Origin of the sequence: Sporolactobacillus sp. CQH2019 (assembly GCF_028765345.1) — a bacterium.
In the GTDB taxonomy this organism is placed as follows: Bacteria; Bacillota; Bacilli; order Bacillales; family Sporolactobacillaceae; genus Sporolactobacillus.
The window spans coordinates 41,119-60,775 of the sequence record NZ_JARAJZ010000018.1; the positions used below are offsets into that span (position 1 = coordinate 41,119).

General features: G+C 49.6%; 17 protein-coding genes and 1 rRNA gene. 5 read left to right on the forward strand and 13 right to left on the reverse strand.

Annotated features, from left to right (window positions below; all coding sequences use genetic code 11):
• Positions 1 to 490: 490 nt before the first annotated feature.
• The 4 genes from guaA to OYT88_RS18960 all read right to left on the reverse strand — a co-directional run bounded on the left by guaA (position 491) and on the right by OYT88_RS18960 (position 5,205).
• The gene (gene guaA, locus OYT88_RS18945) at positions 491 to 2,032 is read right to left on the reverse strand and encodes a glutamine-hydrolyzing GMP synthase (RefSeq protein WP_274401927.1); all 1,542 of its coding nucleotides are present in this window, start codon (positions 2,030 to 2,032) and stop codon (positions 491 to 493) included.
• Between the two features lie 182 nt (positions 2,033 to 2,214).
• Positions 2,215 to 3,495: an ArsB/NhaD family transporter gene (locus tag OYT88_RS18950; RefSeq protein ID WP_274401928.1), complete on the reverse strand. Its 1,281-nt coding sequence runs from the start codon at positions 3,493 to 3,495 to the stop codon at positions 2,215 to 2,217.
• Positions 3,496 to 3,615: 120 nt separating this feature from the next.
• Positions 3,616 to 3,906 (reverse strand): hypothetical protein, encoded by a 291-nt coding sequence (locus OYT88_RS18955; RefSeq protein WP_274401929.1) that lies wholly within the window; start codon positions 3,904 to 3,906, stop codon positions 3,616 to 3,618.
• An 18-nt stretch (positions 3,907 to 3,924) separates the two neighbouring features.
• Positions 3,925 to 5,205: an ArsB/NhaD family transporter gene (locus OYT88_RS18960; protein ID WP_274401930.1), complete on the reverse strand. Its 1,281-nt coding sequence runs from the start codon at positions 5,203 to 5,205 to the stop codon at positions 3,925 to 3,927.
• A gap of 414 nt (positions 5,206 to 5,619) precedes the next feature.
• On the opposite strand from OYT88_RS18960, the gene OYT88_RS18965 reads away from it, so the two are divergent.
• The 3 genes from OYT88_RS18965 to OYT88_RS18975 all read left to right on the forward strand — a co-directional run bounded on the left by OYT88_RS18965 (position 5,620) and on the right by OYT88_RS18975 (position 6,744).
• Positions 5,620 to 5,808 (forward strand): hypothetical protein, encoded by a 189-nt coding sequence (locus OYT88_RS18965; RefSeq protein WP_274401931.1) that lies wholly within the window; start codon positions 5,620 to 5,622, stop codon positions 5,806 to 5,808.
• 391 nt (positions 5,809 to 6,199) lie between these two features.
• Positions 6,200 to 6,376 (forward strand): hypothetical protein, encoded by a 177-nt coding sequence (locus tag OYT88_RS18970; protein ID WP_274401932.1) that lies wholly within the window; start codon positions 6,200 to 6,202, stop codon positions 6,374 to 6,376.
• Positions 6,373 to 6,744: a YolD-like family protein gene (locus tag OYT88_RS18975; protein ID WP_274401933.1), complete on the forward strand. Its 372-nt coding sequence runs from the start codon at positions 6,373 to 6,375 to the stop codon at positions 6,742 to 6,744. The genes OYT88_RS18970 and OYT88_RS18975 overlap by 4 nt, the downstream gene beginning before the upstream one ends.
• A 1,338-nt stretch (positions 6,745 to 8,082) precedes the next feature.
• Here the strand turns inward: OYT88_RS18975 and groL are convergent.
• Together groL and groES are read right to left on the reverse strand one after the other, a co-directional pair.
• Positions 8,083 to 9,708, reverse strand: coding sequence for a chaperonin GroEL (groL, locus tag OYT88_RS18980; protein ID WP_274401934.1), 1,626 nt, complete (start codon positions 9,706 to 9,708; stop codon positions 8,083 to 8,085).
• Between the two features lie 35 nt (positions 9,709 to 9,743).
• Positions 9,744 to 10,028 carry a co-chaperone GroES gene (gene groES / locus OYT88_RS18985; RefSeq protein ID WP_274401935.1) on the reverse strand — a complete coding sequence of 95 codons (285 nt, stop codon included), beginning with the start codon at positions 10,026 to 10,028 and terminating at the stop codon, positions 9,744 to 9,746.
• A gap of 600 nt (positions 10,029 to 10,628) precedes the next feature.
• Here groES and OYT88_RS18990 point away from each other — a divergent pair.
• Entirely contained in the window at positions 10,629 to 11,303 is a 675-nt protein-coding gene (locus OYT88_RS18990; RefSeq protein ID WP_274401936.1) for a CPBP family intramembrane glutamic endopeptidase, read from the forward strand.
• Positions 11,304 to 11,342: 39 nt separating this feature from the next.
• On the opposite strand, the gene map is transcribed toward OYT88_RS18990, so the two are convergent.
• The gene (map, locus tag OYT88_RS18995) at positions 11,343 to 12,104 is read right to left on the reverse strand and encodes a type I methionyl aminopeptidase (protein WP_274401937.1); all 762 of its coding nucleotides are present in this window, start codon (positions 12,102 to 12,104) and stop codon (positions 11,343 to 11,345) included.
• A 117-nt stretch (positions 12,105 to 12,221) separates the two neighbouring features.
• Positions 12,222 to 12,866 (reverse strand): redox-sensing transcriptional repressor Rex, encoded by a 645-nt coding sequence (locus tag OYT88_RS19000; protein ID WP_274401938.1) that lies wholly within the window; start codon positions 12,864 to 12,866, stop codon positions 12,222 to 12,224.
• Positions 12,867 to 13,139: 273 nt separating this feature from the next.
• Here OYT88_RS19000 and OYT88_RS19005 point away from each other — a divergent pair, with 273 nt between their 5' ends.
• Positions 13,140 to 15,092 (forward strand): ABC-F family ATP-binding cassette domain-containing protein, encoded by a 1,953-nt coding sequence (locus OYT88_RS19005; RefSeq protein WP_274401939.1) that lies wholly within the window; start codon positions 13,140 to 13,142, stop codon positions 15,090 to 15,092.
• Positions 15,093 to 15,261: 169 nt separating this feature from the next.
• Here OYT88_RS19005 and tsaD read toward each other — a convergent pair whose 3' ends face one another.
• The 5 genes from tsaD to rrf all read right to left on the reverse strand — a co-directional run bounded on the left by tsaD (position 15,262) and on the right by rrf (position 19,528).
• A complete protein-coding gene (gene tsaD / locus OYT88_RS19010; protein WP_274401945.1) occupies positions 15,262 to 16,278 on the reverse strand; it encodes a tRNA (adenosine(37)-N6)-threonylcarbamoyltransferase complex transferase subunit TsaD in 1,017 nt (338 codons plus the stop codon).
• 8 nt (positions 16,279 to 16,286) lie between these two features.
• Positions 16,287 to 16,742: a ribosomal protein S18-alanine N-acetyltransferase gene (gene rimI / locus OYT88_RS19015; protein WP_274401940.1), complete on the reverse strand. Its 456-nt coding sequence runs from the start codon at positions 16,740 to 16,742 to the stop codon at positions 16,287 to 16,289.
• A gap of 2 nt (positions 16,743 to 16,744) precedes the next feature.
• Positions 16,745 to 17,437, reverse strand: a complete 693-nt coding sequence (gene tsaB, locus OYT88_RS19020) for a tRNA (adenosine(37)-N6)-threonylcarbamoyltransferase complex dimerization subunit type 1 TsaB (protein ID WP_274401941.1) — start codon at positions 17,435 to 17,437, stop codon at positions 16,745 to 16,747.
• Positions 17,418 to 17,891: a tRNA (adenosine(37)-N6)-threonylcarbamoyltransferase complex ATPase subunit type 1 TsaE gene (tsaE, locus tag OYT88_RS19025; protein ID WP_443029732.1), complete on the reverse strand. Its 474-nt coding sequence runs from the start codon at positions 17,889 to 17,891 to the stop codon at positions 17,418 to 17,420. Before tsaE ends, tsaB begins: the two co-directional genes overlap by 20 nt.
• 1,520 nt (positions 17,892 to 19,411) lie before the next feature.
• Positions 19,412 to 19,528, reverse strand: a 5S ribosomal RNA gene (rrf, locus tag OYT88_RS19030).
• Between the last annotated feature and the right edge of the window lie 129 nt (positions 19,529 to 19,657).

The window sequence follows — 19,657 nt, forward strand, 5'->3', positions numbered from 1 at the left end:
TCGGAATCCCAGTGAACAAAAAAATGAAGGTCATGGATGCTCTGGAATTGATTTTTAAAAAATGGGAGCGATGTGGTGAATAACCGGGATCAGCGCTGATCGATGCTCTGGAAAATGCCTGAGCTTATACTCAAATGCTGCAGGATAGAAAAGAGAAACGGCATTGGAAATCCGTCAATGTCCCATGCAGTCTGTACGATGCGCTTAGTGGGCTAACAAAGGATGAAGTGGATTACATCCGCTATCGATTCAAAGGCATGAGCACACTTAAAAAAAGCCGATTTGGCAACTGAACTGGCACGGAGCATTCCTGAAAAATGCGGCGAATTTAATAAGGTAATTTAAATGGCTTAAAAACCCTACCGATACGTAAATGTGTTTGGTAGGGTTTTTAGTAGGGAACAACATTAATATTCCTTTAAATTGACCGATATCTCATGCCATAAAACATCGTCTTATCAGCATTCGCAAATCAAATGAACTATTTGTTTTATTCCCACTCGATCGTTGCCGGCGGCTTCGACGTGATGTCGTAGACAATCCGGTTGACGTGCTCGACTTCGTTGACAATGCGCGTCGAAACTTTTTCCAGTACTTCCCACGGGATCCGTGCCCAGTCGGAAGTCATGCCGTCGATTGAAGTGACAGCGCGGATGGCGACGCAGTGATCGTAGGTGCGGCCGTCACCCATGACGCCGACGCTCTGGATGTTCGGCAGCACAGTGAAGTACTGCCAGATGTCGCGGTCGAGTCCGGCTTTTTTGATTTCTTCGCGGAGGATAGCATCGGATTCACGAACGATCTTCAGCTTGTCCTCCGTGATCGCGCCGAGGATGCGGATGCCGAGCCCGGGCCCCGGGAACGGCTGGCGCCAGACGATGGCATCGGAAATGCCGAGTTCCGTGCCGAGCTTGCGCACTTCGTCCTTGAACAGTGTATTCAGCGGTTCGATCAGTTTAAATTTCATATCCTTCGGCAGGCCGCCGACATTGTGGTGCGACTTAATGTTCCGCGACGAACCGCCCGCACCGCTTTCCACAACATCCGTGTAAAGCGTCCCCTGCACAAGGAAGGAGATATCCTCAAGTTTATTGGCTTCATCCTGGAAAAGATAAATAAATTCATTGCCGATAATTTTGCGCTTGCGTTCCGGATCGCTGACACCTTCCAGCTTGTCCAAAAAGCGCTTTTTGGCATCAACATGGATAAAATTCATATGAAAATGATTTTTGAACGTATCGATAACGCCTTCCGCTTCGCCTTTGCGAAGCAGGCCGTGGTCGACAAAAATGCAGGTCAGCTGTTTGCCGATTGCTTTGTGGACAAGCACTGCCGCAACTGAAGAATCGACACCGCCGCTCAGCGCGCACAATACTTTGCGATCGCCGGCCGTTTCGCGGATTTTTTCGATTTGCTCATCAATAAAGTGTTCCATCGACCAGCTTTTTTCCGCACCGCAGACCGAGTAAACAAAATTTCTCAGCAGCTCGTTGCCGTATACGGAGTGGCGCACTTCGGGATGGAATTGAACCGCATAGACTTTTTTCGCCGGATTTGCCATCGCTGCAACCGGGCACGATTCGCTGCTTGCTTCAATGGCAAAACCTTCAGGAAGCGTCTTAACCAGGTCGCCGTGGCTCATCCATACCGTCTGTGTTGCCGGCAGGCCGTGGAACAGGGCGCTGTCCGTATTTGCGGTAATGTCGGCTTTCCCGTATTCTCTGCGCGCCGCACGCTCCACGGCCGCTCCGTAGTGCTTGCTGATCAATTGAAGGCCGTAACAGATCCCAAGGATCGGCAGGCCCAGATCGAAAATAGCCGGATCGCAGTCCGGGGCATCCGGATCATAAACACTGTTGGGTCCGCCTGAAAAGATAATGCCTTTTGGGTTCTTTTCCTTAATTTGTTCCGCGGTCAGCGTATGCGGAAACAGCTCACTGTATACACCCAGGTCACGAATGCGTCTTGCGATCAGCTGGTTGTACTGACCGCCGAAATCCATGACGATAATCAAGTTATTCGGTTCTGCCATCCTGCTCTCCACCCCATCTATTTTAATCGGCCGCTTGGTCTTCGCAAATAGTCCATCGGATACGATCCATTTAAAAAGCCGGAGGCCGGGAGGCTTCCAGTTTTCGCGACGCATTATTTACCATCCGCAACATTTGAATCACTTTTCTTATTTTAACAATGAATACAGGGTTCATCAACCCATCAGACCAAATAGCGCAGATAAACATAGACGGTGCTGATCGCGAGCGACAGAAACATTACCGGAAGACCGGCTTTCATAAAAGCGGCAAACGTTATCGGACAGCCTTCTTTCTCCGAGATTCCGGCGACGATCAGATTGGCGCTCGCGCCGATCAGAAGCCCGTTGCCGCCGAGACAGGCACCGAGCGACAGGCTCCACCACAGCGGCTCCAGATTGACGATACCCATGTGTCCCATGTCCTGAATCAGAGGAATCATCGTCGCTACAAACGGAATGTTGTCGACAACGGAAGAGGCAATGGCGCTCATCCAGAGAATCAGAAATGTCGTCGGCACTGTCCTGCCTCCCGTCAGCCCCAAAACGAAACCGGCAAAACGGGCAATCGCGCCCGTCTCCACCAGCCCGGCAACGAGAACGAACAAGCCGGTGAAGAAAAAAATCGTTGGCCATTCCACGGCGGAAAGCGCCTGCTCCATGTATCGCTCACCGGTCAGCAGGAGGAGAAGAAAAGCACCGGCCAGCGCAACCGTCGCCGTCCCGACTCCGAGTCTCTGATGGAGAAAAAAGCCGAAAATCGTCAGCAGCAAAACGGACAGTGACTTGATCAGGAGCGGCAGGTCCGTAATTTCATCGCGGGCATTCAGATCGGCAAGCCTTTCCGCCGCGTCCCGGCGCACGTGCAGCTGCTTCCGGTAAAAAAAGATCAAAAAAGAAAGCACGGCAAGCGCGATGATCAGGATGACCGGCGTCAGATTCGTGATAAAATCCATAAAGCTCAGATCTTTAACCGCGCTTCCGATCATGATATTGGGCGGATCGCCGATCATCGTCGCCGTCCCGCCGATGTTGGCCATGAAAATCTCCGACATCAGAAACGGAACCGGCGAGAGTTCCAGTTCTCTGGCGATGCTGAATGTCACGGGAACGACGAGCAGCACAGTCGTCACATTATCAAGAAAGGCCGAACCGAATGCCGTAATCAGCGAAAACACCGTCAGCAGGGCGACAGGACGGCCGTTCACCTTCTTTGCCGCCCAAATGGAAACGGCCTTGAACAGTCCCGTCCGGGCAGTCACTGCAACAATAATCATCATGCCGACCAGAAGGCCGAGAGTGTTGAAATCGATATGGCGTATTGCAGTATTCTGATTAAGAACGCCGAGGAACAGCAGCAGCGCGGCAGCGAGCATGACGACGATCGTCCGGTGAATTTTCTCGGCCATTATGAATCCGTAGGCGAGAACAAAAATGGCAATGGCTAAAACGGCTCCGACTGGCAAGCAAAACAGATCCTTTCCAAGATTCAGTTATTGATAAGTGCTAAGAAAAATTTTTTTAAAACCCGGCCATTTATTTTCTTCAAGACGGCAGCTGTGCCCGGTTACATTCGATTTTCCGTTTCATGAAATGCTTTTCCAGGAAACAGAACGGATCAGCTGAAGCTGAAACAGGTGGGTAATAAAGGGCGCATAAACATTTTTACGGACAATGACCTGAAATTCGCCGCCTTTCCGCGCGTAAAACAGGATATCCGTGTAGATTTTATCACTGTCGAAGAATTGTCTGACGGCGCGCAGACGGTTTAACGCCTCGCCCGTTTTCGCCTTGATCAGAAATTCAACATCGTCTTCATTTTTTTGTTCGGTCAAAGCGATCAGTGAATCGTTGACCTGATAGATCAGTTTATCCATTCCGGGATCTCCCTTCCACTACATCAGATATCTGACATAAATATAACCCATCGCCATAGTTACTGAAACAAGCATCACGGGAAAACCGACCAGCAGATAACGGGTAAATGAGATCAAACGTCCCTCTTTTGCCGCGAGTCCGGCGACAATCAGATTGGCGCTGGCCCCAATGAGTGAACCGTTTCCTCCAAGACAGGCACCAAGCGCAAGACTCCACCACAGCGGATCAAGGCTGCCGATGCCCATCCGTCCCATATCCTCTATCAGCGGAATCATCGTCGCGACAAACGGAATGTTGTCCATAAACGCCGAAGCCATGGCGCTCAGCCATAGAACAAGAAAAGAAGCGGCAGTCAGATTACCGGCAGTCAGATCAATCGCCGATTGTGCAAGATGATTCATGATGCCCGTTTCAATCAGACCGCCAACAAGGACAAACAGGCCAAGAAAGAAAAATATCGTCGGCCACTCAACGGAACTGAGCGCGTGTTCCAGTGTCTTTTCCCCTGTCAGCACCAACAGCAGAAAAGCACCGGCCAGTGCAACCGTCGCAGATTCCGCGTGGATCAACGGGTGAATGAAGAAGCCGAAAATAGTCAGAGCCAGAATCGAAACGGCTTTAATCATCGTGATTTTATCTGTAATTTCATTTTTTTCATCCATGGCCATCAGATGATCTCTGGCCTGATCGGACGTATGGAGCTTTTTTCGGTAAAGAATCAAAATAAACAGCATGACCGCTGTTCCGACTAATAGTGAAATCGGAGCAAGGTGCACGATAAAATCGATAAAGTCGATACTCCCGGCTGCGCTTCCAATCATGATATTGGGCGGATCACCGATCATCGTTGCTGTGCCGCCGATATTGGCCATAAGAATTTCTGTGATAAGGAACGGCATCGGATCTATTTTCAGCTGCCGGCTCATACTGAATGTCACCGGGACCATCAGCATGACTGTGGTTACATTGTCGAGGAAGGCCGAACCGACAGCCGTCATTGCGGCAAAGATAATGAGCAGGGGAAGCGGTCTGCCCTTTACCCTTTTTCCGAGCCCGATCGCCACGTACCGGAATAGGCCTGTTTCCTCCGTAACCGAAACGATGATCATCATGCCGATCAGCAGACCGATTACATTAAAATCAATATGTTCGAGAGCCGTATGCTGACTAATAACCCCGGAAAAAATCATCAGCGAACCGCCGATCATTGCTGAAATTGTCCTGCTGATTTTTTCAGAAATGATGGCACCATAGGAAATGATAAAGATCGCAATCGCCAGATAAGCTGCCGTCCCCATTTCATTTCCTCCTTCGAAAGTCCGTATGATCAAAAAAAAATAAAAAGAGCCCGTCTTGACAGGCTCCTCCAAATACGTTCATGTTATTCAACTGTTTCTGCAATAACAATAACGGATTACATACGCCGCTGTCAATCTTTTTCTTCGACCGCAGGCTGCAGGCTGCAAATCCGCGCATAAAAAAAGAGACCCCCTCAACAAAGGGCCCAATAATAAAAACAGGGGGAAGTTACATTGCTTTCGAACATCTAAAGCATACTGCGCCTTTCTTAAAAATCAATTAACTTGTTCTACAAATTGAAATTCTTTATTTCCCCGTGCCACAGATTCTCCGCAACTTCCTGTTTTTACATGATATATTTTCGATGCGGACGTTCAAAATAAAGGCGAATCCGATTCGGGAGGTGAAAAAACATGGCACAGCAGGAAAACAATATGGGAAATAACTTCTTGCCGTTTTTGGCCGCATGCGGAGCCGGTGCGGCAACATATGTATGGCTGCGAAACAATCGGGGCTCAATTCCGCAGTTCGTTCAGCAGCCGATGCAGCAGATGGGCAAAACGGCACAGCAGATCGCCGGAGCGTTCAATCCTCAGGGTTAATCCGTTCCACATTTTTTAATATATTGAACAGGCCCCCCGCCGCAAACGGCCCGGGGCTTGCTCAGTTTTGAACCGATCGGCGCGGCACCTCCATTTTATAGACAAAAAGGCTCTCTGCAGTAACACAGAGAGGTGAGTTAAAAAAGGATGGCAATTGTAACAGAAGGTAATTCATATTATACAACTAGGAATTGTATTATTTCAATATTAAAAGCAAGAATATCTTTACAAACCCCGTATTTATTTTAAAAAATGTGATTCGCCTATCTTTCGAAACGCTTTTTCCTTGAAAATCATCATTTTTTTTGATGTGTCCTGTTAAATAGACGTTTCTGGCAGTATGAAAAGAACATACATTCGTGTATAATAGAAAACAAAAAAAGGTGATCTTATGCTGACTGACTTTGAAAGAAAGATCGCACAAATCATGCGGAATGATTCGGCGGCAGGAAGAATAACACTGGTTAGCGATCTGGAACAGCGCACCGGCCATGACGCAGAAGAAATTGAAAAAGCCATTGAGAAAGCCAAGCACACTTCAAAAAAGGACGGAGGACTGCTGCCATGAATAAATTAACCAAGGGAAGCAACCTGCGCTGGGAATCCAGCCGGATGATGCTGCCGGAACATGTTCAGGCGCTCAGGCAGGACGAGGCGGATCTGGGAAAAAAGAAACGTCCGTCTCTGGATGACCAGGAACTGGAGACATTAAATCGGACACTCAGTGAAGCGCTGTCCGGAAGCAAACGGGTTGCGCTTCGCTATTATCAGAACGGATATATAAAAAAGAGCATTTGCTGCGTTGAAAAATTAGATACAGCTCGGCGGCAGCTGAAGATACGTGACGTGCACGAGACGGGCAGTTGCATCTCATTGATGGATATCGTCGAGATAAAGTTAGCGGATCCGGCAGCGGATCCATTTAGCGGCATGTAAAAAACGGATATAATATCGGCGATCTTTCTTCCGGCGGCGTCTCATAAGCCGATGTTTCGACTTGGAGACGTCTCTTTTGATGAAAGCAGTGTTCTCTTTAGATCGAATACTTCTTTATCTGAATCTGCCGGCAGCAGAACGGGCGAAGGGTGTTTAATGTCATTACAGCAGATAGATAACCGTTGGTTCCGCGGTTGATGCGGATGGGGAAACAAACAATTCATATTCCGATTATTCGTACTCATTGATTTCGAACCATTTACCGGCGATTTTGATCATTTACTAATGATTCTCCGGCTGTATTGATCATTCCGGACCATGCACTCCGATCATAGTCTCAAAATACCTTGATCGGTACGATTTTTCACAGATTGGCCCTAAAAATGCAGATGTTCCCCTAAATCGGGCATCACTTCCTGTTACCCGACCATCATCATCAACGGATTCTCCATCGGATCGGTCCGTCAATGTGAAACAGGATTCCATCTCCTGCCTTTTTTGGTTTGTTAAAAACTCTTGTACTGCGTTTTTTATAAAAAAAAGCCCTGCAGAGCAAATCAGAACATTTTGCCCATACAGGAACTATAAAACACTCCCCCAAGTTATCGTATCAAAATGAACTATACAAAAAATGAACATCTATCTTCTCTGCTGCTGCAGTAACGGTTAACTGTCATTTATGCCGCGTCAATGGAAAAAGCGGCGTTCCATTTTTCTATTCCTTATAAAATGATTTCACATCTCAGTGAAGAAACTGTCGGGCGCCCGAATCCCGATGCCGGACTGAAGACATGGAACTTTGGGGCCGTGGAATAAATAGTCCACCGAAAATATTTGGCGGAGCCGGCCTGCTGAATGCCTCGATAAATTGTGAGCGGAATAATCGATGAAATTTATAATGATCCGACTTCTTTTTAGGGCCTGATAAAAAGCATAGGAAGCGAGGCTTATTCAACGGATTTTGCTATCACATCGGCCCTGTCGTGAAGCATACCAAAATTCAAAAACAGGTAACGCCCGCGGGTCTCCGGCCACACATACATCTCTGCCTGCAGAGGCAGGTGTCGGTCCGGAACAGGTTATGGACCTTTCCTGACCAAAAAGAATGCGAAGCCGCGACTTCAACTATACTTTGCCTGGAACGGGTCATGGACCGCCCTTGGCCGCATGGACAATGAGGGTAATCTGCACGCCGCCTGGCCATGAAAAAAAGAGCGTCTCTCTTATGTTCGGCGAACACTTGAGAAACGCCCATTTAATATGGATGGCCCGTAAAAAAACCATCGGATGGATCTATATAACCTGCAGCCCCTGATCGAACCGGGGATTCAGGATTTTTTACATCATGCCGCCCATTCCGGCGCCGCCGGCCGGTACTTGCGGTTCCGGATGTTCTTCCGGCTTATCGGCGACAACGGCTTCCGTTGTCAGGAGCATAGCCGAGACGGAAGCGGCGTTCTGCAGTGCGTAACGAGTCACTTTGGTCGGGTCGACGATGCCGACTTCAATCATATCTACCCATTCGTCCTTGGCAGCGTCATAGCCGATACCCGGTTTCTGACCCTTCAGCTTTTCAACAATGACAGAGCCTTCGAGTCCGGCGTTTTCGCCAATCTGGCGAACCGGTTCTTCCAGAGCGCGGATGACGATGTTCACACCGGTCTTCTCATCGCCCTCTGCATCAACTGCGGCAACATCCTTAATCACATTGGCCAGCGCCGTGCCGCCGCCGGCAACGATACCTTCCTGAACGGCAGCGCGTGTCGAGTTCAGTGCGTCTTCAATGCGCAGTTTGCGTTCTTTCAGTTCTGTCTCGGTTGCAGCGCCGACTTTGATAACGGCTACGCCGCCGGCCAGCTTTGCCAGACGTTCCTGCAGCTTTTCTTTATCGAAATCAGAAGTGGTTTCTTCAAGCTGTGCCTTGATCTGGCCGACACGTCCGCCGATCTTCTCGGAATCGCCGGCACCTTCGACAATCGTCGTGTTGTCTTTTGTTACGATGACTTTTCCGGCCGTGCCGAGTTGATCGATCGTTGTGGATTTGAGGTCGAGTCCGAGGTCTTCCGTGATCACTTGGCCGCCGGTCAGGACTGCGATATCTTCAAGCATAGCCTTTCTGCGGTCGCCGAAGCCCGGTGCTTTAACAGCGACTGCATTGAACGTACCGCGAAGTTTATTGACAACGAGAGTGGCCAGTGCTTCGCCTTCAACGTCTTCGGCAATAATCAGCATTGATTTGCCCTGCTGAACGACTTTCTCAAGAATCGGCAGGATTTCCTGAATGTTGGAAATCTTTTTATCCGTAATCAGAATGTACGGATTTTCAAGAGAAGCTTCCATTTTATCCTGGTCGGTGACCATATAAGCCGACGCATAGCCGCGATCGAACTGCATACCTTCAACCACATCCAGCTCGGTTGCAAAGCCTTTGGATTCTTCAATCGTAACGACACCGTCGTTGCCGACTTTTTCCATTGCTTCGGCAATCAGTTCGCCGACTTTTTCGTCCGCTGAAGAAATGGCGGCAACCTGTGCAATCGATGCCCTGCCTTTGATCGGCTTGGAAATTTTCTTCAGGCCTTCAACGGCAGCTTCCGTCGCTTTTTCAATCCCGCGGCGAATGCCCATCGGATTGGCACCGGAAGTCACGTTTTTCAGGCCTTCGCGGATCATCGCCTGAGCGAGAACCGTAGCGGTCGTTGTTCCGTCGCCGGCTACATCATTTGTCTTGCTGGCTACTTCGGAGACAAGACGTGCACCCATGTTTTCGAATTTATCTTCAAGCTCAATTTCCTTGGCAATCGTCACACCGTCATTTGTAATCAGCGGTGAGCCGTATTTTTTGTCCAATACAACGTTGCGGCCTTTCGGCCCGAGCGTTACTTTCACTGCATCTGCCAGAACGTCAACGCCGCGAAGCATCGAGCGGCGGGCTTCTTCGCTAAACTTAATTTCTTTTGCCATCGTGGATAGTCCCTCCTGAATATTAATCGATTGATTTATTCAATGACTGCCAAAACGTCGTCCTGACGAACAACCAGGTAGGTCTTGCCGTCATATTTGACTTCCGTACCGGCGTATTTTGAGAAGAGGACCTTTTCTCCCTCTTTTACATCCAGTGCAATGCGTTCACCTGCATCAGAAACTTTGCCTGCACCGACAGCAACAACCCGTCCTTCTTGCGGCTTCTCCTTCGCCGAGTCCGGCAGCACGATACCACTTGCAGTTTTTTCTTCTTTTTCTTGTGGTTCGATAACGATGCGATCACCCAATGGCTTTAACATGAAAGAAATACCCTCCTTAAATTGAATGTTAAGTAAAGTACTTTGTTAGCACTCTATTCGTCCGAGTGCTAATCCATTTAATATAATAATCAATTCCATTTTGATTTGCAAGCTTTTCATAAAGAAAACTTGCCGATCGGCCGGCCTTCAGGCAAAGCCGGAAGCTTAGTTGCGATGCCGCGGGCAGCCGGGCGACGGACAGGCCGAAGATGCAGTATCTTTGTCCGCCTGCTTATACCTATGACTTGCTGAAACTTTATACTTATAAAACAGGATGCACAATAGGCCGCGGATCGGCGGCCTGATTTCGGCCCGTTATCCTCTCTCTGTTTCCGAAAGCGGCCTGTTTGAGATAAGAGCCCCGCTCTGCCCGGAACAGGCATGCCGGCCGAAGGCATATATTCCGCCAACGGACGAATATTATGGGGAGATGAACCAACAGGTTCGGTAATATGGAAAAGGAGAGGCACACGCCGCTATGTTAAAATAGGATGTATGAGCGCGGCGGCGCATCAAAAGAATCCTGTTTCTGATCGGAAACCGCGCCGGTTCCCCCCTCAAAGCCCTGATAAAATTTTCGAGAACACGAGGTGTCGTCGCTTGACGAAAAGATACATATCCATTGTCATTATTTATCTGATTTGTTTTCTGTCGCCTTTGATTCCCGGTTTCGCCTGGCTGACCGGATTTTTTCCTAGAGGCCAGGGCTACGGCGTCGTCATGACCGCGATATTTTTTCTGACATTGATTATCGTGCTGATACTCCTGCTTCCTGAACGTTACATACGAAACGGGGAACGCGCGCCGGCGGGTGTATCTCTTCTATGGGCGGTCGGCGGCGTTTTGGCACTGTTCGCCCTGCAGATTCTGGCATCGCTGATCAATACTTTCATATTCGGCGAACCTTCGCAATCGGCACACACCCAGAGTGTCGTCCAAATCGCACGGATGTCGCCGCTGTTTTTGCTGGCAGTCGCTGTCATCGGTCCAATGCTGGAAGAAATCGTCTTCCGGAAAATCATTTACGGCAGCCTGAAGAAGAAAATGGGCTTCATTCTTGCTGCATCGATCAGCTCGCTTATCTTTGCCTTCGGACATTTGGATTTTCAGCATCTTCTCATTTATTTCGTCATCGGATTCTTTCTCTGCTATGCCTACAAGAAAACGGGGAGGATTGCCGTCAACATGTTTATGCATGCCGCGATGAATGCGACCGTTGTCGCGATCAGCCTGACGCTCTCGTCGCCGTCGTTTATCCAGCTGACAGGTCATTAAAAAAACACGGGATCCGCCGGGGTCCCGCGTTTTTCATTATTATCCTGCATCGTCTTCCAGTGCCGTCAGAATTTCCGGACCGTCCTTCGTGATCGCCAGCGTGTGCTCATACTGAGCAGAAAGCGATCCGTCAATTGTCCGTGCCGTCCAGCCGTTGCTGTCGATTTTTGAACGCCAGTCGCCGATATTGAGCATCGGTTCAATCGTAATCGTCATGCCGTCCCTGAGGCGGAGCCCGCGCCCCTGTTTGCCGTAATGAGCGACCGGCGGATCTTCATGCATCGTCGGCCCGATGCCGTGGCCGACAAACTCGCGTACAACGCTCAGCCCTCTGGACTCGGCATATTCCTGAATGGCGTGGCCGATATCGCCCAGCCGGTTGCCGACGACGGATTGCTTGATCCCCTCATACAGGGCTTCCTTGGTCGTCTTCAGCAAATGCTCCGCTTCATCGGAAATGGTTCCCACTCCGTAACTCCACGCCGAATCAGACAGCGCGCCGTTCAGATTGACCACCATGTCGATCGTCACGATATCGCCGTTTTTCAGCGGCTTTTTATTTGGAAATCCGTGGCAGATCTCGTCATTGACCGAAGCGCATGTGGCAAAGCGGTAACCTTGAAACCCCTTCTCCTCCGGAGTCGCTCCGTGCTTTTCAAGAAAGTCATTGACGAATTCCTCGATTTCCCATGTGGTTATTCCCGGTTTAATCATCGATTTGATTTTCTTGTGCGTCAGCGCAAGCAGCTGGCCGGACTTTTTCATTTCGGCAATTTCTTTTTTTGACTTTAACTGTATCATACGTACGTTCCACCTCTGTATCGTTTCTCCAGGGCCTTTTTATAAAGATCGGCATTTTTGGCAGTCTGTTCCCCCGGAGCATCACGATTGTATTTTACCACTTTATTTATGCCGGAATCATTCGGATTGTTTTTCCTCTATCCCGTGATTCAGAAAATAGATCAAAGCCTGAAGCTCCACTGTCATGTCGACATGCCGTACATACACATCCGGAGGAAGAGAAAGTCTGACGGGAGAAAAATTTAAAAAGCCGCGGATTCCCGATGCCATCGCCTGTTCAGCCGCACCCTGCGCCTGATCCGCCGGAACCGTTAATATGGCCGCAGCAATGTCATGGTTGTCATCGGTTGCCAGATCCCCCATATAATGAATGACTGTACCGCCGATCTGCTGTCCGATTTTCAAAGGATTGATATCATAGGCTTTTACAATCTGCGTATTATTATTTTTTCTAAAGTTATGATTCAGGAGGGCCGTCCCGAGGTGACCGACACCGATCAAGATCACCTTGGACAGTTCGTCCTGATAAAGTGTTTTACCTAAAAAATCAAGCAGGCGCTGAGTATTGTATCCGTATCCCTTTCTCCCCAGCGCCCCGAAATAGGAAAAATCCTTTCGAATCGTTGTTGAATCTACCTGCACGATCTTTCCCAGCTCCGAAGACGAGATCCGTGTTTTTCCGATAGACACGAGATGCTGCAGAGATCGGTAGTAGATCGGCAGCCGCTCGGCCGTTGCCTGCGGCACTCTTTGATTTGACATCGTTTCATAACCCTCCCATGAAATGCCCGGAGGCGCGTCCGCTAATGTTTGATACCTGCCGGGACATCCTTTCTACACTATACATCATTCAGCAATTGATTTGTTTGAATTAGATCGCCGTACTTTTTTCACAGCCCCTGCCTTTCTGCTGCACAGTTGCCGAATAAAACAGGATTAGGCTACAATGAATAATGAATGAGGAACCATACCTGACTAATTGAAAGCATGTGCCGCATTATTTCAGCGTGCCCTGGCTTTTTGAGGTGAACGTAAATGATACTTCTGCAAACAAATAAGATCAGCAAATCTTTTGCTGCTGAACTTATTTTATCGAATATCTCGATTGAGGTGAAGTTTGGAGAACGCGTTGCGCTGGTCGGGCGCAACGGCGCCGGAAAATCGACACTTCTGAAAATCATCGCCGGCGTGATGAGCGCCGACAGCGGTGAGGTGATCATCCCCAAGGACCGAACAATCGGCTACCTGCCGCAGAATGCCACACTGAATTCCAAGAAGGGGATCTATGACGAGCTGCTGACGGTTTTCAGTCCGCTGACCGCCATGGAAAAGAAGCTCCGCAAGATGGAAGAGAAAATGGCCGACCCCGGACGCTTCTCAAACAGCCAGGACTACGACCAGCTGCTCGGGACCTATGACGCGCTTCAGGCAGAATATAAATCAAAGGGCGGCTATACCTACCAATCCGAAATCCGGAGTGTGCTGAACGGCCTGAATTTCGGCGGATTTCCGGATGCAACGCCTGTCGGCAATCTTTCCGGCGGCCAGAAAACGCAGCTCGCCCTCGGTAAATTATTATTGATCAAACCCGATCTGCTCATTCTTGACGAACCGACCAACCATCTGGACATTGAAACGCTGACATGGCTCGAAGGATATCTGCAGCGTTATAGCGGAAGCATCCTCGTCGTCTCGCACGACCGTTATTTTCTCGACAAGATAGCTACTAAAGTTTATGAAATCGCCAACCATTCCGCACGAAAATATAGCGGCAATTATTCCCGCTATCTTGAACTGAAAGCGGCCGAATACGAAACCGCGATAAAAAATTACGATAAACAGCAGAAGGAAATCGCCCGTCTGGAAGATTTTGTACAGAAAAATATTGTACGCGCCTCTACAACCAGACGGGCGCAGAGCAGACGCAAACAGCTGGAAAAAATGGATGTTCTGGAAAAACCGTACGGTGAGGAAAAATCGGCCAGTTTTTCTTTTGACATTGAAAAACAAAGCGGACGCGATGTACTCACCGCCGTCGATTTAGCGGTTGGCTACTCTTCCGGGGCCGCGATGATTTCCGGACTGAACTTTCATATTACGAGAGGCGAACGGGTGGCGCTGGTCGGACCGAACGGCATCGGCAAATCGACCTTGCTGAAATCGATAGCCGGCGGGTCGACGAAGCTGGCCGGCGAAATCAGGCTCGGGAGCCACGTCACCATTGGTTACTATGACCAGGAACAGACGAGACTGACATCGGGAAAAACGGTGCTCAATGAACTGTGGGACGACTATCCGCAGGAGCCGGAGAACGAGATCCGCAATGTGCTTGGAGGATTTCTTTTTTCCGGCGACGACGTCTCCAAGCTTGTTTCTCAGCTCAGCGGCGGTGAAAAAGCGCAGTTAATGCTGGCTAAGCTGATGATGCGGCACGACAATCTGCTGATTCTCGACGAACCGACCAATCATCTTGACCTTGACAGCAAGGAAGTGCTGGAGGCGGCACTGGCAGATTATTCAGGCACCATCTTATTCGTTTCCCACGACCGCTATTTTATCAACAATATCGCTACCCGCGTCTTCGAACTCTCAAGAGACGGCATCACGGAATATCTGGGCGATTATGATTATTATATCAACAAGAAAGCGGAAAATCTGCAAATCGCCGAGCTGGATGCGCAATCTGCCCCCGTCCGGAAACAGGCCGAGGAACCCGACGCCGGAAAGCAGCACTTTTTAAAGGATAAAGAACAGAAAAAAAAGAGGCGGCAGCTTATCCGCTCAATTGAGCAGCTCGAAACCGAGATCAGCCGTCTTGAAGCGGTCATCGATAAAAATGAACAGTCCCTGCTTATGCCTGAAGTTTTCAATGATACACAAAAGGCTCGGGACGTTCAGGAGCAAATCGAGAAAGATAAGGAAACACTCGGCAGACAAATGGAAGAGTGGGAAAAGGCTCAGCTTTCATTGGATGAGATTCCCGAATAAAAGCGGAATCGGATGAACGGATCGTGTCGTACACAGGCCGGGCCAGGTGAATGGAACAGCCCGGTACAAAAAGAACCGGAGTGAAATATTTTGATAAAATTTCACTCCGGTTTGTGCATCCGAGAATTCTTTTTATCAGCGTTTTCCTGAATGAATCCCCATCAATTTCTCAGAAGTCTTCGATTGCCAGATTCGGGCTGCCGTTCAGCGACAAATCCGCCCGCATGCCCTTCAGAAAACCGATCGTTCCTGCAGCCGCAATCATCGCCGCATTATCCGTGCACAGCCCGAGCGGCGGGATCACAAGCGGGATACCGCGTGTTTCAGCCGCCCCGGCCATTTCTTTTCTGACCTGACTGTTAGCCGAAACGCCGCCGGCGACCAGCAGCTGCCGAACTTCATACCTGCCTGCGGCCATCATCGTTTTCTTCACAAGCACTTCGGCAACGCTGGCCTGAAAACTGGCGGCGACATCGGCTTTGCTGATCTCCCGGCCCCGCTGTTTCTCGTTGTGAATATAGTTGATGACCGCCGACTTCAGACCGCTGAAGCTGAAGTCGAGCGAACCCTGTTCAAGCCATGCTCTCGGAAAGTCAATGGACGCGCTCCCCTGCCCTGCCAGACGGTCGATCTCCGGCCCTCCGGGATAAGGAAGACCGAGCGTCCGCGCTACCTTATCAAACGCTTCTCCGGCAGCGTCGTCCCTCGTCGTACCAATCACCCGATAAGAACCATGCTCCGGCATGAGAACCAGTTCGGTGTGGCCTCCCGAAACAACCAGGGCGATCAGCGGAAACTGAAGTTCATGAACAAAGCGGTTGGCATAAATGTGCCCCGTGATATGATGCACGGGAACGAGCGGAATGCGGTGTGCAAAAGCGAGCGCTTTGGCTGCGTTTACGCCGACAAGGAGCGCCCCGATCAGTCCCGGTCCCTGAGTGACCGCTATGGCATCCAGATCGTTCCAGGAAATACCCGACTCTTCCATCGCCGCCTCACAGACGATCGTAATCTGATCGACGTGATGGCGTGAAGCGACTTCCGGAACAACACCTCCAAAACGTCTGTGAATATCTATCTGCGAAGCTACGGCATTGGCAAGAATTCTTGTTCCGTTTTCGACTACCGCCGCCGCCGTCTCGTCACAGCTTGTCTCAATTCCCAATATTATCGTTTTCCGGTTTATATTCAGATTCATATTTTCACCCACATGATTAGTGCATCTTCGCCATTATTGGAATAATAGTTTTTCCGAATGCCGCCGCCGCTGAATCCGAGTTTGCGATACAGATTTTTAGCAATATCGTTGGTCACGCGGACTTCCAGACTGATCGTTCTCGCATGTTTCACTTTCGCATGAAGCATCACTTTGCGGAGCAGCGTTTCGCCGATTTTGAATCCCCGGTAGCCGCTCAGTACGGCAATGTTTGTAATATGCGCTTCATCAACGATCACCCACACGCCGCAGTAGCCGATGATTTTCCCGCCATATTCGGCAACAAAATAAGTGGCAAACTGGTTGCTGAGCAGTTCATTTTCAAACGCCTGGCGCGACCAGGGGACATCAAAAGCACTGTGTTCCACGATCATGACCTGGTCAATATCGCCATATGTCATCTCCCGGATATTTAACGCCTCTAACTCTTTCATATTCATCTCTCCTGCCGGCGGGCCAGCCACTTTGTCTCAGCCTCCGCCAAACGAAGATAGGAGGGCAGAAAGTGATGAATGTCCGGAACCGGCTGTTTTTCCTCACCGAGCCGCGCGAGTTCGGACGCACGCGGTATATTTTGCGGCTTATCGCCGAAAACGGCCGCAGGCACCTTGATCAGACAGTCATTCCACTTCTCCAGATCATTGCTTAAAAAAAGCAGCGGCTCTTTCAGCTCTTTTAATTCTTCAATCCAGTCTTTAATCATTACCAGACGGTCCGGCTGCACCGGAACGGTTTTGCCTTTTTGGTTTTTGTAGAGACCTGCGAAAACCTGGCCCCGCCGCGCATCAAAAAACGGCGCGATGTACCCGTCAAAGTACCGCCCGTTCTGCGCCACAATCTCCAGGCTTGACACACCGACCAGTTCTTTTTTTAAAGTCCAGGCCAGCGTCTTCGCAATTGTCACACCTATTCTCAGTCCCGTATAGGATCCCGGTCCCTGGGCGACCGCAATCCGATCAAGATCCCCGGGGCTCATGCCCGCATCATCGAGCAGCTCCGCAACAGCGGGCATCAGGCGTTCCGAATGATTTTTCCGGCTGTTGGTCATTCGTTCGCCGAGCACCTTGCCGCCCGATATGACCGCAACTCCCATGACCAAATTGGACGAATCAATCGCAAGTACATTCATTCTCTGAAATCTCCCTGTATAAACTCTCAGCTCTTCGGCCGTGTGCCATGAGCGTGAGCTTTCTGTTATGGTCGTCAATCCGCTTGATGGCTATCGATAAATAATCCTTCGGAAGCCAGGACTGTATATTTTCCGCCCATTCGATGACTGTGACCCCTTCCCTGTCAAAGTAATCTTCCAGGCCGATATCCTCATCGTCATTGATCCGGTATACATCCATATGATAAAGGGGCACACGTCCGCCCATGTATTCCTTCACAATAGTAAAAGTCGGGCTGCTGACCCTTTCACTGATTCCCAGTCCCTTGGCCAGCCCTTTGGTGAAAACGGTCTTTCCGGCCCCGAGATCCCCGGAAAGCGTCAGCACATCTCCGGACTGTAAATATCCGGCGATTCTTTCAGATAAAGCCATTGTTTCTTCGGGGGAATGACATATCCATTGACACACGGCAATCACCCTCATCACTGATTAAAAGGATTATATCCTGATTTGGCGAATCCTGTACAGCCCGCCCGATCTGAGAAATACTCCCGGGCCGCTCTCAGAACCGGACATATGGTCTATTTGGATAACGACGAAGATCTATCCGATATTGCAGCAGGATCAAACCCTTTCTCATACAATCTTCCTGATAAATAGGAATCGATCTTCCGGAAAACGGCAGGCGCCGGTCAGAGAAAGTATCGCCATACAGCCCTATCCATCCGGAACCGATACAGCTTTTCCATCTGCCGCAAAGAACGGCTCGCCGGCATACAATCCCCTCAGCAATCCTGTCCGAGCAGATCCGCTGCTCTTCCTCTTGATTAGCCTGGGAAAGGGGCCTGCCATCCACCGATTTTTTCACGATCTGCGGATCATGCCGTCTTATCGAAACAATCGTGAAAATAAAAGCAAGCTATCTTCCGTTTCCAACATTCATACAAACATAGTGTACCATAATCATACAACAATTTCTTTGCCGGAACCCGTCTGTAAGATCAAGGCTCTGTATACCTGAAAACCAACAGATGCCAGCCGCTTCATCTGAACACTGCCCTTGCCCGGCACCGAGAACCTGTTACATATAAAAAAATATGTGTATCCCCCTCAACTCATGTATCCAGCCGGGCTGCGTGAAAGTGCCGTCAATTTCTCTGAAAAACGCTCGTTTTACACGAGCGGCAGTCTACTCTTTTGAATATTCCTGTGGACGGCGATTTATTCCGCTGAAAAAGAGGATATCCTGCACGGGCAGACGTTACCGGCGGAATCGCCCGATCCTTTTCTTCGGCCGGTTGCATAGCCCTGTAAATCGTGGCGAAAATGGTCGGGAAGTAAGGGCATATTATCATTAGGTCGCCGCTGATCATCAGTAAAACGCAAAATATCAGCAGTTAAGCACGAAAAATCGACAGTAACAGCCAAAGAACTGACAGTAAACGAACTCAGATCAATAAGTGGGAATAATCAGAACAGCAAGCTGTACCCGATTAATTTAATCAATCATGACAAGGGGTTTATCGACCAAATTCAGAGGTCTACCGGCCAAATTCGGAGGTCTACCGGCCAAATTCAGAGGTCTACCGGCCAAATTCGGAGGTCTACCGGCCGGTTTCGGGGTCCTATCGGCCGTCGCCGTCGCTTCATCAGTCTTCAGCAGTGCACCCGTTTTATCAATCGCGACAGGAAGTTTATTGACTGTTGCAGAAGTTTATTAATCGCGAAAATGCTCTCCGTCTTTCAAGAGATAGATGGTTTCAGGAAGAGTCAATCATTAATTGACGGCGCAGCAAGACAATGAGCTAAAGGGATATTTGTAAAAATATAAAGCATGTAAACAAAAGGAAAATGTACGGCAAAATCCTTTGGAATATAAATTAGCAGCACTCAGAATACAAATAACAGCACTCATCCCTGGTATGCCCATACAAAAAAGAGAGGTGCTTCTCACTAACCGAGAAGTGCCTCTCTCTTTCTGCTTGTTCCATATTGCCTGGCAGCGACCTACTCTCACGGGGGGTCAGCCCCCCACTACCATCGGCGCCGAAGAGCTTAACGACCGTGTTCGGGATGGGAACGGGTGGATCCTCTTCGCTCTGACCGCCAGACATGCCCGGTTCCCCGGGCGGCTCCTTCAAAACCGGATGCGTCAGCTGCTTGTCTTCGATTCATTCGCTTCGGGTTAAGCCCTCGGCCGATTAGTATCTGTCCGCTCCACGCGTCGCCGCGCTTCCACT